Consider the following 26632-nt stretch of genomic DNA (forward strand, 5'->3'; position numbering starts at 1 on the left):
ATGATAAAACAATATGATCATAAAAAAATAGAAAATAGTGTTCAAAAATATTGGAAAAAAAAAAAATATTTTAAAGTCTGCACAGATAAAAAAAGAAAAAAATATTATTGTTTATCTATGTTTCCATATCCATCAGGAAATTTGCATATGGGTCATATTAGAAATTATACAATAAGCGATATAATTGCAAGATATAATAGAATGTTAAATAAAAATGTATTGCATCCAATAGGATGGGATTCATTTGGATTACCAGCTGAAGAAGCGGCTATAAAAAATAATGTAGAACCTCATAAATGGACTTTAAAAAATATAAAAAATATGAAAAAACAATTAAAATCTATGGGATTTAGTTATGATTGGTCTAGAGAAATATCTACATGTGATCCTGAATTTTATAAGTGGGAACAATATATATTTATAAAATTATATAAAAAAAAAATTGTATATAAAAAAAAATCATTAGTAAATTGGTGTGAAAATGATAAAACAGTATTAGCTAATGAACAAGTTATAAATAAAAGATGTTGGAGATGTAATAATAAAGTAAAAATGAAAAAAATGAATCAATGGTTTATAAAAACAAAAAAATATGCAAAAAGATTATTAGAAGATATGAAATATCTAAAAAAATGGCCAAAAAAAGTAATTGCTATGCAAAAAAAATGGATAGGATATAAAAAAAAAATAAAAATATTAATTAAAATTAAAAATAATAATAAAATTTTTGTATATATATCAAGATTAGATACAATATGTGGAGCAACATTTATATTATTATTTTATAAATCAAAATTTATTAAAAAAAATATAAAAAAAAATATAAATATAAAAAAAATATTTGAAAAATGTAATGAAAAAAAAAAAAAAAATATAAATTTTGCATATAAAACAAATTTTAATGCAATACATCCAATTACAAATAAAAAAATTCCTATATGGATATCTAATTATTTTTTAGATAAAGATTTTAAAAAAAAATCTATATTAGCATGTCCTGCTCATAATATGTCAGAATGGTTTTTTGCAAAAAAATATAAAATAAAAATTAAATTCGTAATAAAAAATATTATAAAAGAAAAAAATGAATTTTATAAAAAACCAATTTTATATAAAGGAATACTATATAATTCATACAAAAAAATAAATGGATTATGCAGCGAAAAAGCAACTAAAATAATAAAAAAAAAACTTAATAAAATTACAAAAATTTATATAAAAAATACTTTTAAAATAAAAGACTGGAATATATCAAGACAAAGATATTGGGGTTGTCCTATACCTATAGTAACTTTGAAAAACAAAAAATTATCTTGTGTTTCAAAAAAAACATTACCAATAATATTTAAAAATGTTAGAAAAAAATATAATAAAAAAAGAAAAATATTAGTAAATGGCAAATTAGGTATATTGGAAAAAGATACTTTTGATACTTTTATAGAATCTTCATGGTATTATATAAGATATGCTAGTCCTAAATATAAAAAAGGTATAGTTAATCCTAAAGATTCTAAATATTGGCTTCCAGTGGATTTTTATGTTGGAGGAATAGAACATGCAACTATGCATCTTATATATTTCAGAATTTATTGTAAAATATTAAAAGATCTAAAAATAATAAAATTTGATGAGCCCGTAAAAAGTTTAATATGTCAAGGAATGGTATTATCAGAAACATTTTATAAAATTTCAAATGGAAAAAAAATATGGGTATCAAAAGATAAAATAAAAATAATAAAAAACAAAAAGGGAAAAATAAAAAAAATTATAAATAAAGTAGACAAAAAAAAAATACATTATTTAGGAATGACTAAAATGTCAAAATCAAAAAATAATGGAATAGAACCAAAAAACATAATAAAAAAATATGGATCAGATTCTTTAAGATTATTTATTACATTTTCAGCTCCTGTGGAAAATTCAATAGAATGGAAAAGTGAAGGAATAAATGGATCATATAAATTTATAAAAAAAATATGGATCTTAAGCAATTTAATATTAAAAAAAAATAAAATATCAAAAATAGATCATAATAGTTTAAATGAAGAACAAAAAAAAATTAGAAGTAAAGTACATCATATTATAGTTAAAATATCAAAAAATATGAAGAAAAAAAAATATTTTAATAATTCTATATCTGAAATAATGAAAATAGTAAAAAAAATAGAAAAATTTAATAATAAAAAAAATTCGTTAATAATAATAGAATCTTTTTTAATAATATTAAAATTATTAAATCCATTTATACCACATGTAATTTTTTATATTTTTAAAAAATTTAATATTTTATATAAACTAAAAAAAAAATGTTGGCCTACTCCTGATAAAAAATCAATTATAGAAAATTTTTGTAAAATTATAGTACAAATAAATGGAAAGAAAAGATATATAATTAATGCAAAAAAAAATATAAAAGAAAAAAAAATACTAAAAATTATAATGCAAAAAAAAAATTTAAAAAAATATTTAAAAAATACTAAAATAAAAAAAACAATATTTGTAAAAAATAAAATAATAAATATTTTGACAATATAAAAATATAAAACAATTAAATAAAAAAAAATATGGAAAAAATATATTTTAACAAAAAAATAAATATAAACTTTAAAAAAAATATTTCGTTTTTTATAATAGTTGGAAATGAAATAGTATTAATAAATGAATCTATAAATGTAATATTAAAAAGAGCAAAAAAAATAGGATTTTTTATTAATGAAACAGTAGAATGTGAAAAAAATTTTAAAAATTTAATAAATCAAAACTTTTTTTATAATAAAAAAATTATAACAATAAATACTTTTAAAAAAAATTTTTTTAACAGCATAATAAAGTTTATAAAAAAAACAAAAAAAATAATAAATCAAAAAATAATAATTATAATAAATTTATTTAAACTAAAAAATTTTAAAATATTGAACAAAATATTAAAAAATATAAAAGAATATAAATTAATAAATTGTAATATAAGAAAATATAATGACATAATAAATTGGATTGAATATAACTTTAAAAAAAAAAAAATAAAAATAACAGAAAATGCTAAAACATTACTTTTAAATATATATAGAAACAATTTTATGGAACTAACACATATAATAAAACAATGTAAAATATTATTTTATAAAAAAAGTAAAATATATACGAAAAATATAGCAAATATTATTAATGTGTTTCCAGAATTTGATTATATAAATTTAATAAATTTATTTTTTATGGAAAAAATAGAAAATTCTATAAAAATTATTAATAAAATATGTAAAAAAAAATATAATATAGAAATAATTATAAAAACACTTTATAAAAAAATAATAAATATTATTATGTATAATAAAAATAAAAAATATGAAATTAATTTTAATAAAATTGAAATAAATAAATATAAAAACATAATACAAAAAAATATTTTAATAAAAATATCTAAAAATAAAATGTACAAAATAATAAGATATATAACTATTATGGAAATAGAAATTAAAAAAAATAAAAAAACTAATTTTTGGAAAAAAATAAAAATTTTATTATTAATACTAAAAAAATAATATAATAAAAATATAATTTTAATTTTTACATAAAATAATTTATAAAAATGAAAATATATAAAAATGTGTTAGATTTAAGAAAATATAAATGTCCTGATTCAATAATTTTTTTAAGAAAAAAAATTAGAACTATGAAAAAAAAAGAAATAATATTAATAATATCTAATGATCCATCTACTAAATGGGATATACCTAATTTTTGCGCATTTATGAATCATAAAATAATAGAATTTTACATAGAATTTACTCCGTTTAAATATTTATTGCAAAAATAATATATTAAAAATTTTTTATATAAAAAATAAAATTTATAATTTTGTTAATATACTTAACATTCTTCTTAAAGGTTCTGAAGCCCCCCAAAGTAATTGATCTCCTATAGAAAAAATAGTAATATATTTACTTCCTAAAGAAGATCTTCTTATTCTTCCTAACAATATATTTAAAGTACCAGATACCATAGAAGGAACTAAATTTTTAATAGTATTAATTTTGTTATTACTTATTATATTTACCCACTTATTATGATTTATTAATATATTTTTTATTTCTTCAATACTAATTGTTTTTTTAAGCTTTATTAAAAAAGATTGACTATGACATCTAAAAACACCTACTCTAACACATATACTATCTATAATTACTCTATTAGATTTAGATAAATTTAATATTTTATTAGTTTCAAATTCTCCTTTAATTTCTTCCTTACTTTTTCCTTTACCATTATCTTCATCTATCCATGGTATTAAATTACCAGCTAACGGAGGAAAATTATTAAAAATATTATTAACATTTTTTTTTGATTTAAGCAAATTGCTTACTATATTTTCTATTTTTAATATTGAAGAATTATTTTTTTTTAAATCATTTTTAACACTATTATGTAAATAACCCATCTCTAATAATAAATTTTTTATATAATTAGATCCAGCTCCTGATACAGATTGATATGTAGACACAAAAATACTTTTTATTAAATTTTTAGAAAATAGACCACCTAAAGCCATTAACATTAAACTAACAGTACAATTTCCACCTACAAAAGTTTTACATCCATTTTCTATACTTTTTTTTATAAAATCATAATTAATAGGATCCAATACTATTACAGAATAATTATATTGTCTAAGATAAGATGATGCATCTATCCAAAAACCATTCCATCCTAATTTTTTTAAATTAAAATATACTTTCTTAGTATATTCACTACCTTGGCAAGTTAATATAATATCCATTTCTATTAATTTTTGTAAATCATATGCATTTTCTAAAATGCCAAACTTTATATTATTTATTTTGGGACCATTATGACCAACTTGAGAAGTAGTAAAAAATTTTATATTAATTTTTAATAAATCATTTTTTAAAATCATTCTATCTAAAAGCACTGATCCAACCAATCCTCTCCATCCTACAAAACCAACTTTTTTTTTCATATTATCCCAAACTTTAACAATGTTATTATAATAAAATATTATATAAAAAATATTAATACAATGAAAATTTTGTTTATTAAAAAAAATAATAAATAATATAAAAAATAATTTTTTATTAAATAATGTTATGAGCAATAATTAATAAATAAAAAAAATAATAAAAATGTTTAATTTTAAAAATAAATAATATATATTATTTTATAATAAAAAAAATAATGTATAAATATATTAAATTATATTTTTTTTAAAAAATTTTATAAAATATATAAAATTATAATTAAAAAAAATGAAATTATTAATTTATTAAATTTACAAGGAAAAAATGAATAAAATAATTTCTAATACTATATTATTAATATTAATAATGGATCCATTAGGAAATCTTCCTATTTTTATGTCTATTTTAAATAAATTTAAAAAAAAAAGAAAAAAAATAATATTAATAAGAGAAATGTTTATAGCATTAATAATAATGCTGTTATTTTTATTTTCTGGAGAAAAAATATTATCATTTTTAAATTTAAAAACTCAAATAGTGTCTATATCTGGTGGAATAATTTTATTTTTAATTGCCATAAAAATGATTTTTTCAAATGAAAATAATAATGTAGAAAAAACTATATCATCAAAAAATGAACCATTTTTAGTACCATTGGCTGTTCCACTAATAGCTGGTCCTTCTATATTAGCTACATTAATACTTTTATCACATCAATACTATAATCAAAAATTAATATTAATAATTCCGTTAATAATAGCCTGGACATTTAGCTTGTTCATATTATTATCTGCAGAAATTTTTATAAATTTATTTGGTAAAAATGTAGTAAATGCATTAGAAAAACTTATGGGGTTAATATTAATAATGATATCAACACAAATGTTTTTAGATGGAATAAAATCTTGGTTCTATAAATAAAATTTATATAAAAACTAAAAAAGTAAACGAATAAAAATTATGAAAACAATAAAAAATACAAATATATTTAAAAAAAAAATAATAATAAGAAGCGATTTTAATGTTACTATAATAAAAAAAAAAATAGTTTCTAGTGAAAGAATAGATAGATCTTTACCTACTATAAAATATGCAATTAAACAAAAATCTAAAATAATATTAATGTCTCATTTTGGAAGACCCAAAGAAGGAAAATTTAAAAAAAAATATTCATTATTTCCAATATTTAAATATCTTAAAAAAAAAATAAAAAATACTAATATTATATTTCATAAAAATATTTCTGATCCAATAAAAATGAAATTTGGAGAAATATGTCTTTTAGAAAATGTTAGATTTAATAAAGGAGAAAAAAAAAATTCTAAAAAACTTTCTAAAAAATATTCAAAATTATGCGACATATTTATAATGGATGCATTTGGAAGTGCTCATAGAATGCATGCATCAACTTATGGAATTATAAAATTTGCAAAAAAATCCTGTTTTGGAAAATTATTTGAATCAGAAATAATAGCAATAAATAGAGTATTAAAAAATCCCCAAAAACCTTTAATATCTATTGTTGGAGGTTCAAAAATTTCTACTAAATTTTCTCTTTTAAAATCTTTAGGTAAAATGTCAGACAAAATAATTTTAGGAGGTGGAATAGCTAATACTTTTATAGCAATAAAAAACAATGTAGGAAAATCTTTATACGAAAAAAAATTTGTTAAAGAAGCAAAAAAAATAAGTAAAAAATTTAATTTTCTAATACCTGTAGATTCTAGAGTAGGTAAAGAATTTTCTAACAGTACAAAAATAAAAAATAAAATAGTTTCTAACATAAGAAGTAAAGAAGAAATAATGGATATAGGGAAAAAAACAGAAAAAAAAATAAAAAAAATATTAAAAACAGCTAAAACAATTATATGGAATGGCCCATTAGGAGTATTTGAATTTCCTAATTTTAGAAATGGTACTAAAACATTAGCTAAATGCATATCTAAAAGTAATGCATTTTCTATAGCTGGTGGAGGAGACACTTTAGCTATTATAGATTTAATAAAAATAAAAGACAAAATTTCATATATTTCTACTGGAGGTGGAGCTTTCTTGGAATTTTTAGTAAATGGAACTTTACCTGTAATAGATTTGATAAACAAAATTTAAAAAATTAAAAGGTAACATAATTTTGAAAAAATTATTAAAAAATATTAAAAGTGGAGTAATGTCTGGATTGGAAGCAAAAAAAATATTTAAAATAGCTAAAAAAAATAATTTTGCTATACCTGCAATAAATTGCTGTAATTTTGATACTATAAACTGTGTTTTAGAAGCTTCTAAAAAAATAAATTCTCCTATAATAATACAATTTTCTTATACAGGATCATCATTTTTTATAGGTAAAAAAATTGAAATAAAAAATATTCATGAAAAATCTATTTTAGGAGCTACTATAGCTGCAAAATATATACATAAAATTTCAAAATTTTATAATATACCAGTTATATTACATACCGATCATTGTCATAAAGAAATATTACCATGGTTAGATGGATTAATATTAGAAGATAAAAAATTTTTCAAAAAAAAAGGAAAACCATTGTTTACTTCTCATATGATAGATTTATCAAAAGAAAATATAAAAAATAATATAAAAATATGCTCTAAATATTTAAAAAAAATAAAAAATATAAATATCATATTAGAAATAGAATTAGGATGTACAGGTGGAGAAGAAGATGGCGTAGATAATACAAATATAGAAAAGAAACATTTATATACCACACCAAAAGAAATAGCATATTCATACAACAAATTAATAAAAATAAGTAATTTATTTACTATAGCAGCGTCTTTTGGAAATGTGCATGGAGTTTACTATCATAAAAATATAATTTTAAAACCTAAAATTTTAATAGATTCTCAAAAATATATAAGTAAAAAATATAATTTAAATAATAAGCCTATAGATTTTGTTTTCCATGGAGGATCTGGATCAAAAATAAGTATTATAAAAAAAGCAATTTCATATGGAGTTATAAAAATAAATGTAGATACAGATATACAATGGAATTTGTGGAAAGGAATATTTAAGTTTTACAAAAAAAATAAAAGTTATTTAAAAAGTCAAATAGGAAATCCTAAAGGAAAAAAGTTACCTAATAAAAAATATTATGATCCAAGAAACTGGATAAGATATTCACAAAAATATACTATTAAGAAAATTAAAAAAATATTTGAAAATTTAAATTCTATAAACATATTAAACAAAAAATTTTAAAAAAATAATTTTTATTAAAAAATTAATAAATTTTATTAATAAAAACATATAGGAAAAAAAATGAATGATTTCAATGTAGTAAATGATATTCATCATGCAAGCAACTGGATAATAAGAAATCAAGAATTGGTATTAAGTTATATAATAAATTTTATTTCTTCAATAATAATATTTACTACTGGTACTTTTATTGCAAACATAATGTCAAATGTAATTAATAAAGTATTAATATCAAGATCAATTGATATAACAATTTCAAATTTTTTATCAGCTTTATTTAGATATATAGTAATAACATTTTCTCTTATAGCTTCACTAGGATGCATAGGAGTGCAAACTACATCTGTAATAGCAATACTAGGAGCTGCTGGTATGGCTATTGGACTTGCTTTACAAGGTTCTTTATCAAATTTCGCTGCAGGAGTATTATTAGTAACATTAAGACCTTTAAAAACAGGAGAATATGTAGACTTAGGAAATGCAGCTGGAACTGTTTTGAACATACATATCTTCTATACAACTTTAAGAACTCTAGATGGGAAAATAGTTATTGTTCCAAATGGAAAAATAATATCAGGAAACATAATAAATTATTCTAGAGAACCAGCTAGAAGAAATGAGTTTAATATAAGTGTTTCATATCAAACAGACGTAGATTTTGTTATTAAAATTTTAAAAGAAGTAGTAAATAAAGAAGATAGAGTTTTAAAAGATAGAGATATAGTAGTTGGTCTATCAGAATTAGCTCCTTCTTCTATAAATTTTATAATAAGATGTTGGAGTAATAATAGTGATTTAAATTCTGTATACTGGGATCTAATGGCTAAATTTAAAAAATCTTTAGATAAGAATAATATTTCAATTCCATATCCACAACTTGATGTAAATATTTATAAAAAATATAAAAAATAAAAATAATAAAATTTAATAATACATATTATGAAAATATATATATCAAATAAAATTAGTTTATTAATAGAAAAAGCTTGTAAAATAATAAAAAAAAAAAAAACATATTATCAGAAGAAATTTTTATTGTAGAAAATTATAAAATAGCTAAATGGATAGAAATATTTATTACTAAAAAAATAGGAATTTTTTCAAATATAAAATTTTATACTATAGAAAATTTTTTTTGTAAAATATTTAAAAAAAAAATTTTTTTTAAAGATCTAGATCTATTTTGGGAAATATTATTAAATCAAAAAAATAAATATATAAAAAAAATATTTAAAAATAAATTTAATGAAGAAAAAAAAATTTTATTTTCTTTAGAAATTAAAAAAATTTTTAAAAAATATTTATTATATAAACCTAAAATTATACTAAGTTGTAAAAATAATTTAAAAATATCTAAAAAAAAAAAATTTCAAATAAAATTATGGAAATCATTAAAAAATTTTAAAAAAAACAATTTTCATAATTACATAAAAAAAAAAATAATAAATAAAAAAAATATAAAAAGAATATTTATTATAAATACTAATAATAAATATAAATTATTTATGTCATTTTTTAATATATTAAAAAAAAATTTTTTTATAATAATGTTTTATGTCACACCACTAGGTATATTAATAAAAGAAAAAAATAATTTTAAAAATTTAAGTAGTTATAATATTGTAAAAAAATTAAAAAAAATTATTGTTAATCCATTATTAATATACTTAGTAAAAACTTCTATTTATTTTATAAAAAATATTAAAAAAAAAAATATAAATTTACTTATAAAAAAAAATAAAAATAATAATACTTTATTAGAAAACATACAAAAAAATATAATTTTTAACAAATCTAATTTTAAAAAAATATCTAAAAAAGATAATTCTATTTTAATATCTTCTTGCTGTAGTAAATATAAAGAAATAGAAGTTCTACATACAAATTTAATAAAAATACTAAACAAAGAAAAAAATATAAATTTTGATGATATAGTTATAATTTCAGAAAAAATAGAAAAATATTTTCCATATATAAAAAGTATATTTCATAAAGAAAAACATAAAAATTATATACCATATAAAATAATAAAAAAATTTAATTATAAAGAAGAAAAATGTTTAAAATTTATTAATAAAATATTTAATTTAAAAAACAAAAAAATTACTAAAACAGAAGTAATGAATATATTAAACACCGATTTCATAAAAAAAAAATATAATATAAAAAATGAAGAAATAAATATATTAGAAACATGGATTTCAGATATATTTATAAAATTTGGTATAGATCATAAAACAATAAAAAAAAAATATAAACATATAGGAAAAGAAAACACTTGGTTTTATGGAATAAAAAAATTTTTACTAGGAACAATTATATACAAAAAAAATTTAATTTATAGAAATATATCTCCGTATATTAAAACGAATTATTATAATATCAAACTATTAAAAAAATTAATAAATTTTATATATTTAATAAAAAAATGGAAAACAAGATTTTCAAAATCAAGAAAACTTTATGAATGGAAAAATATATTAAATAAAACTTTAAAAGAGTTTATATCTTATAAAAAAAATATATTAAAAAAAAATATAAAAAAAACATTAAATAAAATTTTAGAATCTGGAATAAAAATAAAATATAAAAAAAAAATATGTATAAATAAATTAAAAATAATTTTTAAAAATCTAATAAAAAAAGAACATTTTAGCAAAAAAATATTTTTAAATTCTATAACATTTTGTAATTTTAATAAAATAAAAAACATAAATTTTAAAGTAATATATTTAATAGGAATTAATAATTATAAAAAAAAATATATAAATTTATATAAAAATTTTAATTTAATATATAAAAAAAAAAATCATGAATACTATGAAGAAAAATATAATTATATTAGCAATATAATATTATTAATGTTATCTTCAGAAAAATATTTTTATATGAGTTATACTAAAAATTTTAATAAAAGTGAAAATATAAAAATATTAGATATATTGATACAACATATATCTGAAAATTATTATTTTAATAAAAATTTTTCAAAAAATATTTTAGAAAATAAAAAAAATGTTATTTCACATATAATAAAAAAATATAAAGAAGACATATCATATGTAAGTTATAAAAAAATAAAAAAATATAAAAAAAACAAAAAAAAAATAAAAAATATAGAAATTAAAAAAAAAATAAAAAATATAGAAATTAAAAAAAAAATAAAAATAAATATGAAAAATGTAATAAACTTTTGGAACAATCCAATAGAATATTTTTTAAAAAACACTATTAAAATAAATTTGTTTGAATATTATAAAAAAGAAAATTTAGATGAAGAACCATTTATATTAAATAGAAATATAGAAAATAAAATAAATAAAAAAGTATTTAAAAATGTTTTAAAAAATATAAATACTAAAAAAATATTTAAATATTACGTATCTTTAGGAATTTTTCCAAAAAAAAATTTTGGAAAAATAATTTTTGAAGAAATTATAAAAAATTCCAAGAATTTAAAAAATAAAATTTACAAATTTTACAATAATAAAAAAAAAAAAAAAATAAAAATAAAAATAAAAAATTTTATAATATATACAAATATAGAAACTAATTCATCAAAAAGATTAATAAAATGGAAACCTAAAATATTGAGTTCATATGACAAAATAAAATTTTGGTTTAATCATTTAATTTTTTGTATAAAAAACAAATGCAAAAATAATAGTAAAATTTTTGGTTATAAAAATTCAAAAATAATTTTTAAAAAATTGAGTAAAAAAAAATCATACAATTACATTTTAAAATATTTAATAGGATATTCTAATGGAATAAAAAATCCAATTTTTTTAACAAAATCAGGTATGATGTGGATAGAAAGTTTTATAAATACAAAAAATAAAAAAAAATCAAAAAAAGAATTTATTAAAAATTGGAATGGAAATAATTATATTTATGGAGAAAAAAATAATGTTTATATAAAAAAAATAATAAAAAATATAAATAAAAAGAATATTAAAAAAATATATAATTCTTCATTAAAATGGCACTATCCTATTCTTAAAAACATAAAAAAATAAAATAATTTATAATAAAAATATGAAAAAATTAAATATATTAAAAATAAATTTTTTAAAAAATTCTTTAATAGAATCTTCAGCTGGAACGGGAAAAACTTTTAGTATAATTATATTATTTTTAAGATTAGCATTAAATATAAATATAAAAAATAAAAATATTCAAAATATAAACATAAATAAAATATTAATACTAACATTTACAAATTATACTAAAGACGAAATTTATAAGAAAATAAAAATAATGATTTCAGAATTTAAGCAATACTGTATTAATAAAAATAACAATAACATTGTATACAACAAAATTATAAAAAAAATAAAAAATACTAAAAAAATTATAAGAAAATTATCAAAAATAGAAAAAATATTTGATGGATCTTCAATATTAACTATACATCAATTTTGTAACAAAATAATAAAAGAAAATAATTTTTTATTTAATATAGGCTTTTATAAAAAAATAATAAAAGATGAAGAAAAAATAATATTAAGTTCTATAAAAAATTTTTGGAGAAAAAATTTTTATGAACTTCCAAAAGAAATAGTAAAAATAATATATTTTTATTGGAAACAACCAAAAAATATTTTTATTGAAATAAAAAATATATTAATAAATAATATAAAAACTAAATTTTATAAAGAATTTGAAAATAATAATATAAAATCGTATCATATTTTATTAATAAAAAGAATTATTATATTAAAAAAAAAATGGAAAACTATTAAAAAAACTATTAATAAAATAATAAAATGTTTAAAAAAAAATAAAAAAGGACATAAAATAATATTAAGATATAAAAATAAAATAAATATATGGTATAAAAAAAAAATAAAAAATTATGATATACCAATAGAAATTAAAAAAATAATAAATTTAAAAAATATAAAAAAATATATATATGTATATAAAGATATAAAATATTATTCAAATTATATTAAAAAATTTTTTAAAAAAAAATTTTTTATGAAAGAATTTATAATATATAAAATTATAAATGAACTTCCAAATATTATAAAAATAAAAAAAAAAAAAAAATCTAAAATAAATTTTGATGATTTAACAAAATGTATTAAAAAAACTATAAAAAAAAATAAAAATATACTTTTATATTTAAAAAAAAAATATCCAATTACTATAATTGATGAATTTCAAGATACAGATATATGTCAACAAAAAATTATTTCTAAAATATATAATACAAAATCCAAAAAAAATATAATGATAATTTTTTCAGATCCTAAACAATGCATATACAATTTTAGAAAATCTAATATATTATTATATAATAAATTTAAAAAAAAAATAAAAAATCATTATTTTTTAAATATTAATTGGAGATCATCTCCTAATATAATAAAATTTATAAATAAAATATTTTCAAAATATAAATATCCATTTTTAACTAAAAAAATAAACTTTATAAAAACAAAATATAAAAAAAAAAATAATAATATAAAGATAATTATAAACAAATTTGAAGAAAAAAATTTTCAAATAATATTTTATAAAAAATCTGAAATTAACTTAGAAAAATATTTTTCATGGGCATCTGAACAATGTGCAAAACAAATATTAAATTGGTTAATTCTTGGAAAAGAAAAAAAAGCTATAATAAAATTATATAATAAAAAAAAAATTATAGAAAAAAAAGATATAGTTATTTTAGTAAAAAACAATTTGGAAAAAAATTATTTAAAAAAATCTCTTAATAAATATGGAATAGATTCATACTATCAATCAGAAAAAATTGATATATATAAAACAGAAGAAATAAAAGAAATATTAATTTTGTTAAAGTCTACATTAGATTTTTCAAACAAACAAAAAATTATAAATGCAAATAGTACTAAAATTATTTCAAACAATATAAAAAAAATTTATAAAATAAATATTAATAAAAAAAAATTTTTTGAACAAATAAAAATATTTAAAAAATATAACAATATATTAAAAAAAAAAGGAATATTAAATTTAATAAAACATGTAATAAAAAATAATATAATTAAAAAAAATATTTTTAATAAAAAAAAAACAGAAAAATATATAAAAAAATATTTTTATATAGCAAAACATTTAGAAAAAAAAGTTTATAAAATAAAAAAAATAAATTTATTTATGTATTGGCTAGAAAAAAAAATTTTTCTAGAAAATAGTAATAAAAAAAAAATTTTTAATAAAAATGAAAAAATAAATAAAATAAAAATAACTACTATATATAAGTCTAAAGGATTAGAATATCCAATAGTAATAATACCATTTTTAATGAATTTTCAAAAAATAAAAAATTTTATATATTATGATAAAAAAAAATTTATAAAATTTATTGATTTAAAAAAAAAAAAAAATAAAAATAAAATACTTATTGAAAATATAAAAGATGATATAAAATTATTATATGTATCTTTAACTAGAGCCATAGTACACTGTACAATAATAATATCTGCTATAAAAAACCAAAAAAAAAAAAAATATACTGATGTACATAATAGTGGAATCGGAAATATTTTACAAAACAAAAAAAAGAAAAATTTTAAAAATTTTAAAAAAATAATAAAAAAATTAAAAAAAGAAAAATTTTTAAAAGTTATAAATAAAGTAAAAAATATAAAGAAATGTAAAAAAATAAAAAAGGAAAAAAATAAAGAAAAAAAAGTAAATTTAAAAAAAAAATATTTAAAATATAAAATTATAAATTTTACAAAAATTAATAAAAATATTAAAAAATATAAAAATAAAAATAAAATAAAAAACTTTTTTTTTAAAAAAAATAAAAAAAAAATAGTTTTTAATACATATAATTTTCCTAAAGGAAAAATTTTTGGAAAAATATTACATAAAATATTAAAACAGTTTATAAATAAAAATAATACAAAAATTTCTTGGATAAAAAAAAAAATATATAAATATGGGTTAAATTATAAATGGATAAAAATAATATATTTTTGGATGAAAAATATAATTAATACAAAAATAAATAAAAATGGAATAAAATTATCTAAAATAAAAAAAAATAATTTTGTGCAAGATATGAAATTTAATATATTAATTAAAAAAAAAAATGATATTAAAATATTTAATAAATTGATATATACAAATAAAAATAAAAAAAAAATATATATAAAACATAAAAAAATATTAAATGGAATTATAGACATAGTTTTTTTATGGAAAAAAAAATATTATTTTATAGATTTTAAATCTAATTATCTAGGAAAGGAAAAAAAAAATTATAGTAATATGGAAATAAAAAAATATATTTTAAAAAATAAATATGATATTCAATATAAAATTTATTTATTTGGAATAAACAAATACTTAGAAAAAAATATTAAAAAATATAAATTTAAAAAGCATTTTGGAGGTATATTTTATTTATTCTTAAGACCTTTTGAAAAAAAAGTTGAATATCAAAAATATGGAAATTTTTTTATATTTCCTGAAAAATTTTTAAAAAAAATAGTAAGATAAATAAAAATTAAATATAAAAATGAAATATAAAAAAATATTAAAAAAATTGTTAAATAAAAAAATAATTAATAAAATAGATATTAAAATATATAAAATTTTAAAAAAAAAAGAAAATTTTTTAGTAAGAACTATAATAATACTCTTAATATATTCATATAAAAAAGGAAAAATATTTTTAAATACTAATAAAAAAAAAACATTAAAGAATAATATTTTAAAAAAAATTTATAAAATTTTTTTTAACATAAAAAATTATTATAAAATTATAAAAAAAAGTAAAACTATAGGAACTAAAAAACCATATAATTACCCTATAATATTTTACAAAAAAAAATTTTATTTTAATAAAATATTTTTAATAAAAAAAAACTTTTTTAATAAAATTTTTAATAAAAATAAAATAAAAAAAAATATAAATAAAATAAAAAAAAAAACTAATAAAATAAAAAAAATATTTAAAGAAAACAAAAAAATTAAATTAAATAAATTACAAAAAACATCTATTATAATGTCTATTATTAACAAAATAACATTTATATTTGGAGGCCCGGGAACTGGAAAAACTACTATAATTTCTGTAATAATTTTTTTTATTTTACAAATATGTATAAAAATAAAAAAAATAAAAATAGCTTCTTTAACAGGTAGAGCATCTTCACATTTATTAATATCTATACAAAAAAATTTATCTAAATTTAAAATAAAAAAAAAAAATATAGAAAAAATTCCTAAAAAATCTTATACAATACATAGTTTACTAAAAATAAATCCAGGAATTACATATCCAAAATTTAATAAAAAAAATAAATTAAATATAGATTTATTAATAATAGATGAATGTTCAATGATAAGCTTAATATTGTTAAATAGCTTAATTAAATCAACAAAAAAAAAAACAAAAATAATTTTTTTAGGAGATTTTAATCAATTACCTCCAATAAATGATATAAATATAATTAAACAAATATGCAAAAATTTCAATAATAATTTTAGTAAAAAAATGTTAAAAATATTAAAATATACAATAAATTATCATAATTCAACAAAAAAAAAAAAATGTTATATAAATGATAATGTATGTATATTAAAAAAAAATTATAGGTTTAAAAAACACTCTGGAATATATAAAATATCTAATATGATATTAAAAAATAAAATTAATAAGTTAAAAAAAAAAATACAAGAAAACAAATTAGATAACATATTTTTTAAAAAAATATCAAATTTTGAAGAATATAAAAATATGATAAAAATAATATTTAAAAAATATAAAAAATATTGGAATTTAGTAAAAAAAAATAGTAGTCCTAAAAAAATATTAGAAGAATTTAATAAAATAAGAGTTATTTGTGCTATAAAAAAAGGATTTTTTGGTATAAAAAAAATAAATAAAAATATAAAAAAAATTATGATAAAAAAAAAAATTATAAAGAAAAATAAAAAATGGTATATAGGAAAACCAATAATAATAAAAAAAAATCAAAGAGATTTGAATATATTTAATGGATATATAGGAATATTATTATACGATAGAAATAAAAATAAAAAAATATTCTTTAAATCTTATGATAATAATTTTATAAAAATTCCTAAATATGCAATAAAACATTATGAAGTTGCTTGGTCAATAACAATACATAAATCTCAAGGATCAGAATTTAAAGAAACAATAATAATAATTCCAAATAAAAAACATAAAATTTTAAATAAAAATCTTATATACACAGCTATAACAAGAACAAAAAAAAAAACTATTATTTTTTCAGATAAAAAAATATTTTTAAAATCTATAAAATAAAAAGTTGGTTGCGGAGGTTGGATTTGAACCAACGACCTTCGGGTTATGAGCCCGACGAGCTACCGAACTGCTCCACTCCGCTTACAAAAAAAAATTATATAATATATACTATAATTATTATACATTTTTTATAATATTATGCAATACTTAATATAAACAAAAATTAATAAAATATTTTTAAAATTAGAAATTTAGGAAATTATTGATATGAAGTCTAGAAGAAAAGCTAGAAAATGCGCAGTTCAATTATTATACTCATGGCAGATATCAAAAAATTATATAAAAGATATAGAAACACAATTTATAAAAGAAAAAAAAACTAAAGGAGCAGATTTAATTTATTTTCATGAAATAATTTCAGGAATATCAAAAAATTATATATATTTAGATAACCTTATAAAAAAATATATATCTAAAAAAATTAATAAAATAGGGCAAATAGAAAAAGCCATATTAAGAATATCTTTCTATGAATTAACAAAAAGATATGACATACCTTATAAAGTGGCTATAAATGAAGGAATAGAATTAGCAAAACATTTCGGATCCGCTAAAAGCCATAAATTTATAAATGGTATTTTAGATAAAGCTGCAAATTATATAAGAACAAAAAAATAAATAAAAATATTTTTATTAAAAATTTTTAAATATAAAATTTTAATTATTTTTAATTTTTTTTAAAAATCCTTTTTTACTAGTTAAAAAATATAAAAATATCAAAAACATACAAAATAAAAAAACTAATTTAAAATTTAAAAAACTACATAATGTTCCACTAAAAATACTACCAATAGACATTCCAAAAATTTGAAAAGTAGTATATATAGATGTAATAATATTTTTGTCATATAAGTTTGATCTATTAAAGTTTTTTCTAAGTAAAATAGGCAAAATAGATGATAATATATTATAAACTAAAAAAAATATTAACATACTTAAAAATAATAAAATCTTTAAATTATTATTAAAAAAAAATATAATTTGAGAAATAAAAAATAAAAAAAATAAATAAAAATAAATATTATTATTATTAATTTTTTTTCTAATAAAAATAATAAAAATAATAGATAAAAAAAATGACATAAAAAATATATAAAAATATATTTTATAATAAATATTTTTATCAATATAAAAAATAGAAAAAATTTTTGAAAATACAGAAAAATTTGAAGAAAAAATAAAATTAGATATAAAAATATATTTTAAAAAATTTATATTATTACTATTTTTAAAAAAACAAAAAAAATTATTTTTATTAAAATATTTTTTCTTCATATTTTTTTTTAATGAATCTTTAGGTATAAAAAAATAAGAAAAAAATAACAATAATAAAGACAAAATAGATGAAATAAAAAAAATATTTTTTAATCCTATATTTTTAAACACAAATATAGAAAAAGACATAGATAAGAAAAACGATAATCCAAATACAATTCCTATAGAAAAAATAGAAAAAACTCTATTTTCTTTACTAGTATTAATAATTAACATATCAGTTAATATAGAAGAAGAATTAAAACCTTGAAAAGATCTACCTATTAAAATTCCCCAAATTGAACAATATAAAAAACATATCAAATTTCCAATAAAAAAAAATAACATACTAATTAAAACAGTATTTTTTTTTCCTATTATTAAAGAAAAATAATATAAAGGAACTTGAGAAATTATTTGAAAAATTCCATATATACTTAAACACAAACAACTCAAAAATTTACTATTTCCATCAATTTCTAAATAATAAAAACTAAATATAGGAAAAACAAAAAACAAACTTATATTCCTAATAAAAAAAATTATTAATATTATAAATATTGTTCTTAAATTACTAAAATTGTTTGAAATATGTTTTTTCATAAAAATTTCTTATATAATAAAATTTATATTTTAAATAAAATAATTAAACATAATATAATTAAAAAATGAATAAAAAAAATAAAAAAATATTAGACAAAAATGGATATTTAAAAAATTATAAAAATTGGAACAAAGAAATTGCAAATAAAATAGCAATAAAAGAAAATATAATACTAAAAAAAATACATTGGATAATAATTAAATTAATTAGAAAATTTTATATAAAATTTAAAAGAGTTCCATCTATTTTAATAGTACATAAAATTCTAAATAAAAAAAATAACAATAAAATAAATTTAAATGAACTATTTAATAACAATTTTGTTAAAATTTCCAGTAAAATATCAGGATTACCAAAAACAAATATATGTATATAATTTTACAAAAATTATATGTAATCAAATGCAATAAAAAAACTAGTTATAAAATTTGAAAATATAGAAATTAAAAAAGAAAAATAAAATATTTTGTTACTTTTATAAAAATATCCTAATAAAGTAAAAAATAACCAAAAAAAGTTTACTAAAATAGAAAAAATAAAAAATTTTTTTCCTAAAAAATTATATAAATAAAGAAAATCAGAAAAAATTGTAAAAAAAAATATACATAAAGAAATTATACAAACAGTAAAAAAAATGTCTTTTTTTAAAGGCAAAATAGGAATTTTTGCATTTTCATAATCTTTAATTCTAAATATTGAAATTATATAAAAATGTGGTATCTGCCATAAAAAAAATATAATAAAAAACAATAAAAAAACAAAATCTAACTTTTTACATGCAGAATAATATCCTATTATAGGAGGCATTGAGCCAGAAATGCTTCCTATAAATATAGAAAAAATAGATTTTTTTTTAAAATATATACTATATAAAAATATATATACAAAAAAACCTAAAAAAGATAAAAAAAAAGAAAAAAAATCTATAAAATAACAAATTATAAAAAAACCTAAAAAAAGCAAAAAAAAAGCATAAAAATAAGCATTTGTAATAGAAATTTTTTTTATAACTAAAGCTCTATTCCTAGTTCTAATCATATTTTTATCAATTTTAATATCAATAATATTATTTAAAACACAACTTCCAGATATAATTAAAAATAAACCAAAAAATGTAAATAAAAACAAATTTAAATTTATATTTCCTTTAGATGCAAATAAAAAACAAGAAGAAAATGTAATTAAATTACCAAAAACTATTCCTGGTTTAATTATTTGAAAATAATATTTAATATTTTTAAATTTCATATTTTATTAACCATAGTATTACTATGCAAACTTAACATAATATATCTAGATCCAAAAATTATTATAAAAATTATTATTAATGTAAAAATTATAGTAATTATATTATAATAACTTTTATAATCTTTATATTTTATATGTAAAAATATATTAAAATATATAAATAAATTAACTATAGAAAATAAAAGTATTAAAAAATATTTTAAATTTTTATTTAAAATATTAAATTTTATTAAAAAAACAGAAATTAAAAAAATTGTAAAAGAAACAAATGTCCAAAAAAAATAATTAATATATTTTTCTATTTTTACATAATTTTTCATTTTATAAACCCATATAAATATATAAAATTAAATATAAACATCCAAACAATGTCTAAAAAATGCCAAAACAAACCTAAACAAAAAAATTGAACATAAACATTGTTACTTAGTGAATTAAAACTAAATTTTATTATCATAAAAATTATCCATAATAAACCAAAAAAAATATGACATGCATGTAATGTTAATAAAGAAAAAAAAGAAGAATAAAATCCGTTTTTAGATATAAAAAAAACCATTTTAGATAAATTAATAAGTTCATTTAATTCCATTATAATAAATAAAAAACCTAATAAAAAAGTTAACATAATAAAAATATAAAAATAAAAATTTTTTTTATATTTTAAAAAAATCATAGAAATACTATAAGTACAAGAACTAAACAATAGAAAAGAAGTTTCTAAAAAAACGTAATATATATTAATGATATCATTTTTAAATATTCTAGAATCATAATTATAAGAAATTACAAAATATACTGAAAAAAAAACAGAAAATAATATACAATCACTCATTAAATATATTAAAAATCCAAATATTACATTTGAATTTAATATTTTATTAAAAGAAAAATTAGTTAATTTAAAATTATTATTTTTCATAATATTATTATTACTCATAATAAATAACCTGTGAAAAAATATATTAAAATTTTTTATTACTATGTTTGTCAGTACTAATAAATTGTTTTTCTACATTATAGAAAAAATTTTTAATTAAAAAAAATAAAATAATTATAAAAGAAAAGCTAAACATCCATAAAATTTTCCAAACAGCTGCAAATCCTAATAAAATAGAAAAAATTCCAATATAAAAACCTATAGAAGTATTTTTAGGCATATTAAAACCATGTTTATTTAAAATATATCCAGCATGTTTAATATGTTTATTTTCCCAAAATTGATCTATATTTTTTACTTTAGGATAAAAAATAAAATTATAATGTTTTGGAGGAGAAGATGTTGACCATTCTAAAGTTCTACCATCCCATGGATCAGACGAACTAATATCTTTAATATTTTTTCTTTTAAAAGAAATTATAAATTGAACAATTTGAAATATTATTCCAATAAAAATTAAAATAACTCCTAATAAAGATATTAATAAAAGATTGTGAAATTCAAAATCTATATTTTGACTTATTCTTCTTGTCATTCCTAAAAAACCTAAAAAATATACTGGAATGAAAGTAACAAAAAAACCTATAATCCAAAAATAAAAAGATATCTTTCCAAACTTTTCATCTAATGTAAAACCAAACATTTTAGGAAACCAATAATTTATCCCAGCAAAACATCCAAATACTACACCTCCTATAATTACATTATGAAAATGAGCTACTAGAAATAAACTATTATGTAAAATAAAATCTGCAGCAGGCAATGATAATATAACTCCGGACATACCTCCTATAGAAAATGTTATTATAAATCCAATAGTCCACAACATAGAAGAATGCATTTTTATATTTCCTTTATACATAGTAAATATCCAATTAAATACTTTTACTCCAGTAGGAATTGCTATTATCATAGTAGCTATTCCGAAAAAAGTGTTTACATTGTATCCAGAACCCATAGTAAAAAAATGATGAGCCCATACTATAAAAGATAATAATGTAATAGATAAACTAGCCCATACTAATGAATTATAACCAAATAAACTTTTTCTTGAAAAAGTAGCAACTATTTCTGAAAATATTCCAAAAGCTGGCAAAATTAAAATATATACTTCAGGATGTCCCCAAATCCAAATTAAATTTATGTACATCATAGGATTTCCACCTAAATCATTTGTAAAAATATGAAATCCAAAATATCTATCTAAAGTAAGTAATAATATTGTTGCTGATAAAACTGGAAACGATGCTACTATTAAAATACTAGAACATAAAGATGTCCAAGTAAATATTGGCATTTTAAACAATGACATACCAAAAGTACGCATCTTTAAAATAGTAACTATAAAATTTATTCCAGTTAACAAAGTACCTATTCCTGAAATTTGCAAACTCCATATCCAATAATCTATTCCAACTCCAGGACTATATTTAATTTCTGATAACGGTGGATATGATAACCATCCTGCAGAGGCAAACCTGCCTATAAATAAAGAAATATTAATTAATGCAGCACCACTTACTGTTAACCAAAAACTTAAATTATTTAAAAATGGAAAAGCTAAATCTCTAGATCCTATTTGAAGAGGAACAACAAAGTTCATTAATCCTATTATCAATGGCATAGCAACAAAAAAAATCATTATTACTCCATGAGCAGTAAATATTTGATCGTAATGATAAGCTGGAAGAAATCCGCTTTTATTATATATACCTTGCTGGCATGAAGAAAAAAATTGTTGACTTTTCATCATAATAGCATCAACAAATCCTCTAAAAAACATTATTATTCCTAATATAATATACATTATACCAATTTTTTTATGATCCAAAGAAGTAATCCAATTTTTCCAAATATATTTCCACTTGTTAAATTTATTAATAAAATATAAAATAACAAAAAAAAATATAAAAACGAAAAAAAAAGTAAAAATTATTATTGGTTCGTTAATAGGTATATCACCAAAAGTTAAATTTCCTAACATTTTATATCATCTCCAAAATATAAAAAATTTTTAATATTAATTAATACAATTAAATTTTGAAATAACATTGTTTAATAAATTAGGGCAAACATTAGAAAAATATTCTATTTCTCTATTCTTTCTGTTAATTTGTAAATTATAAAAATTGTTCATATTTTCTAAAGAATTTTTAGATTTTTTAACATCTTTTATCCAATTAAAAAATTTATTATTATTTTCAAAAACTATTACAGAAAATTTCATTCCAGAAAAACCATTTCCACTATAATTTGAAGAAAATCCTTTATATATTCCAGAATGGTTAGCAATCAAATATAATTTTGTCTTAGCTCCAGGCATAGTATATATTTGACTTCCTAAATTAGGAATAAAAAAAGAATTCATAACAGTTCCTGAAGTTAAATTAAATTTTATAGGAGTATTAATAGGAAAAGAAACTTCATTTATAGTAGCTATTTTATGATTAGGATAAATAAATAACCAACACCAATCTAAAGAAACTACATCAATTTCTATAGTCTTGTTAATACTATTAATATTTTTTCTTGGATCTAAACTTTTAGTAGAATTTATAGAAATGATAGATAGAAAAAAAATTATTATTATAGGTAATATCCATATTATAGATTCTATAATATATGAATCTTTCCAATTAGGATTGTAAATTTTATTTTTATTATTTTCATTATATTTATAAGAAAAATATATTGTCATAAAAATTACAGGTATTATTACAAATAGCATAGTAAAAAATAAAATAAAAATTAAATGGTTTTCTTCTTCTCTAATATAACTATAATTATGTATAAAAATTTTAGATCTAATTTCAGAAACTATAAAAACAAAAAATACAAAAAAGATAAATATTAATATATTAAAATTTTTTATCATAAAGTTCCTTAAAATATTTTTAAAAAAAATATAAAAATTTTAAAAAAAATATAATTAATAATATAAAATATATAACAATTATATAAAAATATTAAAAAAAATATAACTTTTAAAAATAAAAACATTTTTTAATAATAATTAATAAGAATATTATTATTTTTATAATAAAACAAAATAATTCTATTATTTATATACAATTATTTATTATTTTGATCTAAACAAAAAATAATTGTATATTAAAAATTAATTAAAAAATTAAATTTTTAACTAAAAACATGTTTAAAATAAATAATGAAAATAATTCAACAATAATACCTACTGTAATTGAAAAAACTAGTAGAGGAGATAGAGCATATGATATTTATTCTAGACTTTTAAAAGAAAGAATAATTTTTTTAACAGGAACTATAGATGATAACTTATCAAATAATATAATATCTCAACTACTTTTTTTAGAATCTAAAAATATTAAAAAAGAAATTTATTTATATATAAATTCCCCTGGTGGATTAATAACTTCTGGTATGTCTATATATGATACTATGCAATTTATAAAACCAGATGTAAATACAATATGCATAGGTCAAGCTTGTTCTATGGGTGCTTTTATATTAACAACTGGAACTCATGGAAAAAGATTTTCATTACCTAATTCAAGAATTATGATACATCAACCGATTGGGCAATATAAAGGGCAAGCTTCAGATATAGAAATACATGCTAATGAAATAATATTAATTAAAAAAAAAATAAATAAAATAATGTCTGAACATACAGGAAAAAATATTAAAGATATAGAAAAAGATACAGAAAGAGATTATTTCTTGTCTGCTAAACAAGCATTAAAATATGGATTAATAGATTCTATATTAAAAAAAAGAAAATAACATAAAAAAATAAAAAAATTTTTAAATAAAGGAATAACATATGAAAGAAAAAAAAAATAATTATACAAAAAAAAAATTATACTGTTCTTTTTGTAACAAAAATCAAAAAGAAACAAAAAAAATGATTATAGGAATATATTCTTGTATATGTAATGAATGCATAAACTCATTTTCAAAAATAATAAAAAAAGAAAAAAAAACAAAAAAAAAAAAAAAAAATATAAAAAAATATACTCCAGAAAATATAAAAAAAAAATTAGATAAATATATAGTAGGACAAAAAAAAGCAAAAAAAATATTATCTGTTGCTGTATATAATCATTATAAAAAAAATAAATATATGAAAGTAAATAGCAAAAAAAAAATAAAAATAGATAAAAGTAATATTTTATTAATAGGACCAACAGGAAGCGGAAAAACTTTATTAGCAAAAACTTTATCTAAAATAATAAATGTACCATTTATAATAGCAGATGCAACAACTTTAACTGAAGCTGGATATGTAGGAGAAGATGTAGAAAATATAATATATAGGTTGTTGCAAAGTTGTAATTTTAATGTTAAAAAAGCTGAATTAGGAATAATATATATTGATGAAATAGATAAAATATCTAAAAAATCAGAAAATTTATCTATTACTAGAGATGTATCAGGAGAGGGTGTTCAACAATCTTTACTTAAAATAATAGAAGGAACAGACGCATTAATATCTCCAAGTGGTGGAAGAAAACATCCTGATCAAAAATTGATAAAAGTAAATACTTCAAAAATACTTTTTATTTTTGGTGGAACATTTTCAGGAATAAAAAAAATTATTTTGAATAGAACAAAAAAAAAAAATAATTTTGGATTCAATAAAATAAAAATAAAAACAAAAAAAATAAATAAAAAAAATATATTAGAAAAAATAAATACAAAAGATCTTATAAAATTTGGACTTATACCAGAATTTATAGGAAGAATAGCTATTATAACAGTATTAAAAAAATTAAAAAAAAAAGATTTAATAAAAATATTATATGAACCTAAAAATTCTTTAATAAAACAATACAAAGAATTATTCAAAATGGAAAAAATAAAATTAAAATTTTCAAAAAAAGCTATAAAAGAAATAGCAAAAAAATCTATTTCTATAAAAACCGGTTCTAGAGGACTTAGATTGATATTAGAAAAAATATTGTTAAACGTTATGTATGACATACCATCAAAAAAAAACATAAAAAAAATAATAATTAATAAATCAGTTATAAATAGAAGATCCTTACCAATATTAATAACTAAAAAAATATAAAAACTTTTCTATCATATAAAAAATATTTAAATTATTTATTAATATTTTTTG

The 26632-nt window shown here is 16.0% G+C and carries 21 protein-coding genes, 1 tRNA gene and 1 pseudogene; 15 read left to right on the forward strand and 8 right to left on the reverse strand.

The features are described 5' to 3' along the window. The 3 genes from leuS to tusA are packed head-to-tail and all read left to right on the forward strand — an operon-like array spanning position 1 to position 3814. Complete coding sequence (gene leuS, locus RJT18_RS01460; RefSeq protein ID WP_343154677.1) at positions 1-2535, forward strand: leucine--tRNA ligase; 2535 nt, start codon at positions 1-3, stop codon at positions 2533-2535. 29 nt (positions 2536-2564) lie between these two features. Further along, positions 2565-3539, forward strand: coding sequence for a hypothetical protein (locus RJT18_RS01465; RefSeq protein ID WP_343154678.1), 975 nt, complete (start codon positions 2565-2567; stop codon positions 3537-3539). 47 nt (positions 3540-3586) lie between these two features. After that, positions 3587-3814 (forward strand): sulfurtransferase TusA, encoded by a 228-nt coding sequence (gene tusA, locus RJT18_RS01470; protein WP_343154679.1) that lies wholly within the window; start codon positions 3587-3589, stop codon positions 3812-3814. Between the two features lie 33 nt (positions 3815-3847). Here the strand turns inward: tusA and asd are convergent, their stop codons facing one another. Further along, entirely contained in the window at positions 3848-4975 is a 1128-nt protein-coding gene (gene asd, locus RJT18_RS01475; protein WP_343154680.1) for an aspartate-semialdehyde dehydrogenase, read from the reverse strand. A 322-nt stretch (positions 4976-5297) separates the two neighbouring features. Here asd and RJT18_RS01480 point away from each other — a divergent pair, with 322 nt between their 5' ends. From RJT18_RS01480 to recD, 8 genes and pseudogenes are all read left to right on the forward strand, one after another. Then, positions 5298-5894, forward strand: a complete 597-nt coding sequence (locus tag RJT18_RS01480; protein ID WP_343154681.1) for a YhgN family NAAT transporter — start codon at positions 5298-5300, stop codon at positions 5892-5894. Between the two features lie 39 nt (positions 5895-5933). After that, on the forward strand, positions 5934-7082 hold the full coding sequence (locus RJT18_RS01485) for a phosphoglycerate kinase (protein WP_343154682.1): 1149 nt from the start codon (positions 5934-5936) through the stop codon (positions 7080-7082). Between the two features lie 22 nt (positions 7083-7104). Continuing rightward, positions 7105-8196, forward strand: coding sequence for a class II fructose-bisphosphate aldolase (fbaA, locus tag RJT18_RS01490; protein ID WP_343154683.1), 1092 nt, complete (start codon positions 7105-7107; stop codon positions 8194-8196). Positions 8197-8256: 60 nt separating this feature from the next. Further along, complete coding sequence (gene mscS / locus RJT18_RS01495; RefSeq protein WP_343154684.1) at positions 8257-9108, forward strand: small-conductance mechanosensitive channel MscS; 852 nt, start codon at positions 8257-8259, stop codon at positions 9106-9108. Between the two features lie 98 nt (positions 9109-9206). Beyond that, a pseudogene (locus RJT18_RS01500) lies at positions 9207-9971 on the forward strand (exodeoxyribonuclease V subunit gamma); the annotation flags it as partial. 1398 nt (positions 9972-11369) lie between these two features. Continuing rightward, complete coding sequence (locus tag RJT18_RS01505; protein WP_343154966.1) at positions 11370-12215, forward strand: hypothetical protein; 846 nt, start codon at positions 11370-11372, stop codon at positions 12213-12215. 19 nt (positions 12216-12234) lie between these two features. Then, the gene (gene recB, locus RJT18_RS01510; RefSeq protein ID WP_343154685.1) at positions 12235-15684 is read left to right on the forward strand and encodes an exodeoxyribonuclease V subunit beta; all 3450 of its coding nucleotides are present in this window, start codon (positions 12235-12237) and stop codon (positions 15682-15684) included. Positions 15685-15703: 19 nt separating this feature from the next. Further along, entirely contained in the window at positions 15704-17482 is a 1779-nt protein-coding gene (gene recD / locus RJT18_RS01515) for an exodeoxyribonuclease V subunit alpha (RefSeq protein WP_343154686.1), read from the forward strand. Positions 17483-17487: 5 nt separating this feature from the next. Here recD and RJT18_RS01520 read toward each other — a convergent pair. Continuing rightward, positions 17488-17564, reverse strand: a tRNA-Met gene (locus RJT18_RS01520). Positions 17565-17689: 125 nt separating this feature from the next. Here RJT18_RS01520 and nusB point away from each other — a divergent pair. After that, positions 17690-18100, forward strand: coding sequence for a transcription antitermination factor NusB (gene nusB / locus RJT18_RS01525; protein ID WP_343154687.1), 411 nt, complete (start codon positions 17690-17692; stop codon positions 18098-18100). 39 nt (positions 18101-18139) lie between these two features. Here the strand turns inward: nusB and RJT18_RS01530 are convergent, their stop codons facing one another. After that, on the reverse strand, positions 18140-19339 hold the full coding sequence (locus RJT18_RS01530; protein WP_343154688.1) for an MFS transporter: 1200 nt from the start codon (positions 19337-19339) through the stop codon (positions 18140-18142). A gap of 65 nt (positions 19340-19404) precedes the next feature. On the opposite strand from RJT18_RS01530, the gene RJT18_RS01535 reads away from it, so the two are divergent. Beyond that, positions 19405-19716, forward strand: a complete 312-nt coding sequence (locus RJT18_RS01535) for a TusE/DsrC/DsvC family sulfur relay protein (protein ID WP_343154689.1) — start codon at positions 19405-19407, stop codon at positions 19714-19716. A gap of 11 nt (positions 19717-19727) precedes the next feature. On the opposite strand, the gene cyoE is transcribed toward RJT18_RS01535, so the two are convergent. From cyoE to cyoA, 5 genes are read right to left on the reverse strand one after another with little or no spacing between them, the layout of a single operon-like run. Further along, entirely contained in the window at positions 19728-20588 is an 861-nt protein-coding gene (gene cyoE, locus RJT18_RS01540; RefSeq protein WP_343154690.1) for a heme o synthase, read from the reverse strand. Then, positions 20585-20908 (reverse strand): hypothetical protein, encoded by a 324-nt coding sequence (locus RJT18_RS01545; RefSeq protein ID WP_343154691.1) that lies wholly within the window; start codon positions 20906-20908, stop codon positions 20585-20587. Before RJT18_RS01545 ends, cyoE begins: the two co-directional genes overlap by 4 nt. Further along, positions 20905-21528: a cytochrome c oxidase subunit 3 gene (locus RJT18_RS01550; protein WP_343154692.1), complete on the reverse strand. Its 624-nt coding sequence runs from the start codon at positions 21526-21528 to the stop codon at positions 20905-20907. Before RJT18_RS01550 ends, RJT18_RS01545 begins: the two co-directional genes overlap by 4 nt. A 25-nt stretch (positions 21529-21553) precedes the next feature. Beyond that, entirely contained in the window at positions 21554-23512 is a 1959-nt protein-coding gene (locus tag RJT18_RS01555) for a cbb3-type cytochrome c oxidase subunit I (protein WP_343154693.1), read from the reverse strand. 36 nt (positions 23513-23548) lie between these two features. Further along, the gene (gene cyoA, locus RJT18_RS01560) at positions 23549-24403 is read right to left on the reverse strand and encodes a ubiquinol oxidase subunit II (RefSeq protein WP_343154694.1); all 855 of its coding nucleotides are present in this window, start codon (positions 24401-24403) and stop codon (positions 23549-23551) included. Positions 24404-24678: 275 nt separating this feature from the next. On the opposite strand from cyoA, the gene clpP reads away from it, so the two are divergent. Together clpP and clpX are read left to right on the forward strand one after the other, a co-directional pair. Next, positions 24679-25290: an ATP-dependent Clp endopeptidase proteolytic subunit ClpP gene (gene clpP, locus RJT18_RS01565; protein ID WP_343154695.1), complete on the forward strand. Its 612-nt coding sequence runs from the start codon at positions 24679-24681 to the stop codon at positions 25288-25290. Between the two features lie 40 nt (positions 25291-25330). Further along, a complete protein-coding gene (clpX, locus tag RJT18_RS01570) occupies positions 25331-26581 on the forward strand; it encodes an ATP-dependent Clp protease ATP-binding subunit ClpX (RefSeq protein WP_343154696.1) in 1251 nt (416 codons plus the stop codon). Positions 26582-26632 lie beyond the last annotated feature (51 nt).

It is taken from the genome of Buchnera aphidicola (Pseudoregma panicola) (assembly GCF_039376655.1).
Lineage (GTDB): Bacteria > Pseudomonadota > Gammaproteobacteria > Enterobacterales > Enterobacteriaceae > Buchnera_G > Buchnera_G aphidicola_C.

What these genes read in the sequence shown, in the direction of transcription:
- RJT18_RS01485 (WP_343154682.1), top strand. Translation starts at nt 5,934, where the DNA reads ATGAAAACAATAAAAAATACAAATATATTTAAAAAAAAAATAATAATA.
- RJT18_RS01465 (WP_343154678.1), top strand. Translation starts at nt 2,565, where the DNA reads ATGGAAAAAATATATTTTAACAAAAAAATAAATATAAACTTTAAAAAA.
- leuS (WP_343154677.1), top strand. Translation starts at nt 1, where the DNA reads ATGATAAAACAATATGATCATAAAAAAATAGAAAATAGTGTTCAAAAA.
- recB (WP_343154685.1), top strand. Translation starts at nt 12,235, where the DNA reads ATGAAAAAATTAAATATATTAAAAATAAATTTTTTAAAAAATTCTTTA.
- nusB (WP_343154687.1), top strand. Translation starts at nt 17,690, where the DNA reads ATGAAGTCTAGAAGAAAAGCTAGAAAATGCGCAGTTCAATTATTATAC.
- RJT18_RS01480 (WP_343154681.1), top strand. Translation starts at nt 5,298, where the DNA reads ATGAATAAAATAATTTCTAATACTATATTATTAATATTAATAATGGAT.
- recD (WP_343154686.1), top strand. Translation starts at nt 15,704, where the DNA reads ATGAAATATAAAAAAATATTAAAAAAATTGTTAAATAAAAAAATAATT.
- RJT18_RS01505 (WP_343154966.1), top strand. Translation starts at nt 11,370, where the DNA reads ATGAAAAATGTAATAAACTTTTGGAACAATCCAATAGAATATTTTTTA.
- asd (WP_343154680.1), bottom strand. Translation starts at nt 4,975, where the DNA reads ATGAAAAAAAAAGTTGGTTTTGTAGGATGGAGAGGATTGGTTGGATCA.
- RJT18_RS01550 (WP_343154692.1), bottom strand. Translation starts at nt 21,528, where the DNA reads ATGAGTAATAATAATATTATGAAAAATAATAATTTTAAATTAACTAAT.
- clpP (WP_343154695.1), top strand. Translation starts at nt 24,679, where the DNA reads ATGTTTAAAATAAATAATGAAAATAATTCAACAATAATACCTACTGTA.
- cyoE (WP_343154690.1), bottom strand. Translation starts at nt 20,588, where the DNA reads ATGAAATTTAAAAATATTAAATATTATTTTCAAATAATTAAACCAGGA.
- clpX (WP_343154696.1), top strand. Translation starts at nt 25,331, where the DNA reads ATGAAAGAAAAAAAAAATAATTATACAAAAAAAAAATTATACTGTTCT.
- RJT18_RS01535 (WP_343154689.1), top strand. Translation starts at nt 19,405, where the DNA reads ATGAATAAAAAAAATAAAAAAATATTAGACAAAAATGGATATTTAAAA.
- tusA (WP_343154679.1), top strand. Translation starts at nt 3,587, where the DNA reads ATGAAAATATATAAAAATGTGTTAGATTTAAGAAAATATAAATGTCCT.
- RJT18_RS01530 (WP_343154688.1), bottom strand. Translation starts at nt 19,339, where the DNA reads ATGAAAAAACATATTTCAAACAATTTTAGTAATTTAAGAACAATATTT.
- cyoA (WP_343154694.1), bottom strand. Translation starts at nt 24,403, where the DNA reads ATGATAAAAAATTTTAATATATTAATATTTATCTTTTTTGTATTTTTT.
- RJT18_RS01555 (WP_343154693.1), bottom strand. Translation starts at nt 23,512, where the DNA reads ATGTTAGGAAATTTAACTTTTGGTGATATACCTATTAACGAACCAATA.
- RJT18_RS01545 (WP_343154691.1), bottom strand. Translation starts at nt 20,908, where the DNA reads ATGAAAAATTATGTAAAAATAGAAAAATATATTAATTATTTTTTTTGG.
- mscS (WP_343154684.1), top strand. Translation starts at nt 8,257, where the DNA reads ATGAATGATTTCAATGTAGTAAATGATATTCATCATGCAAGCAACTGG.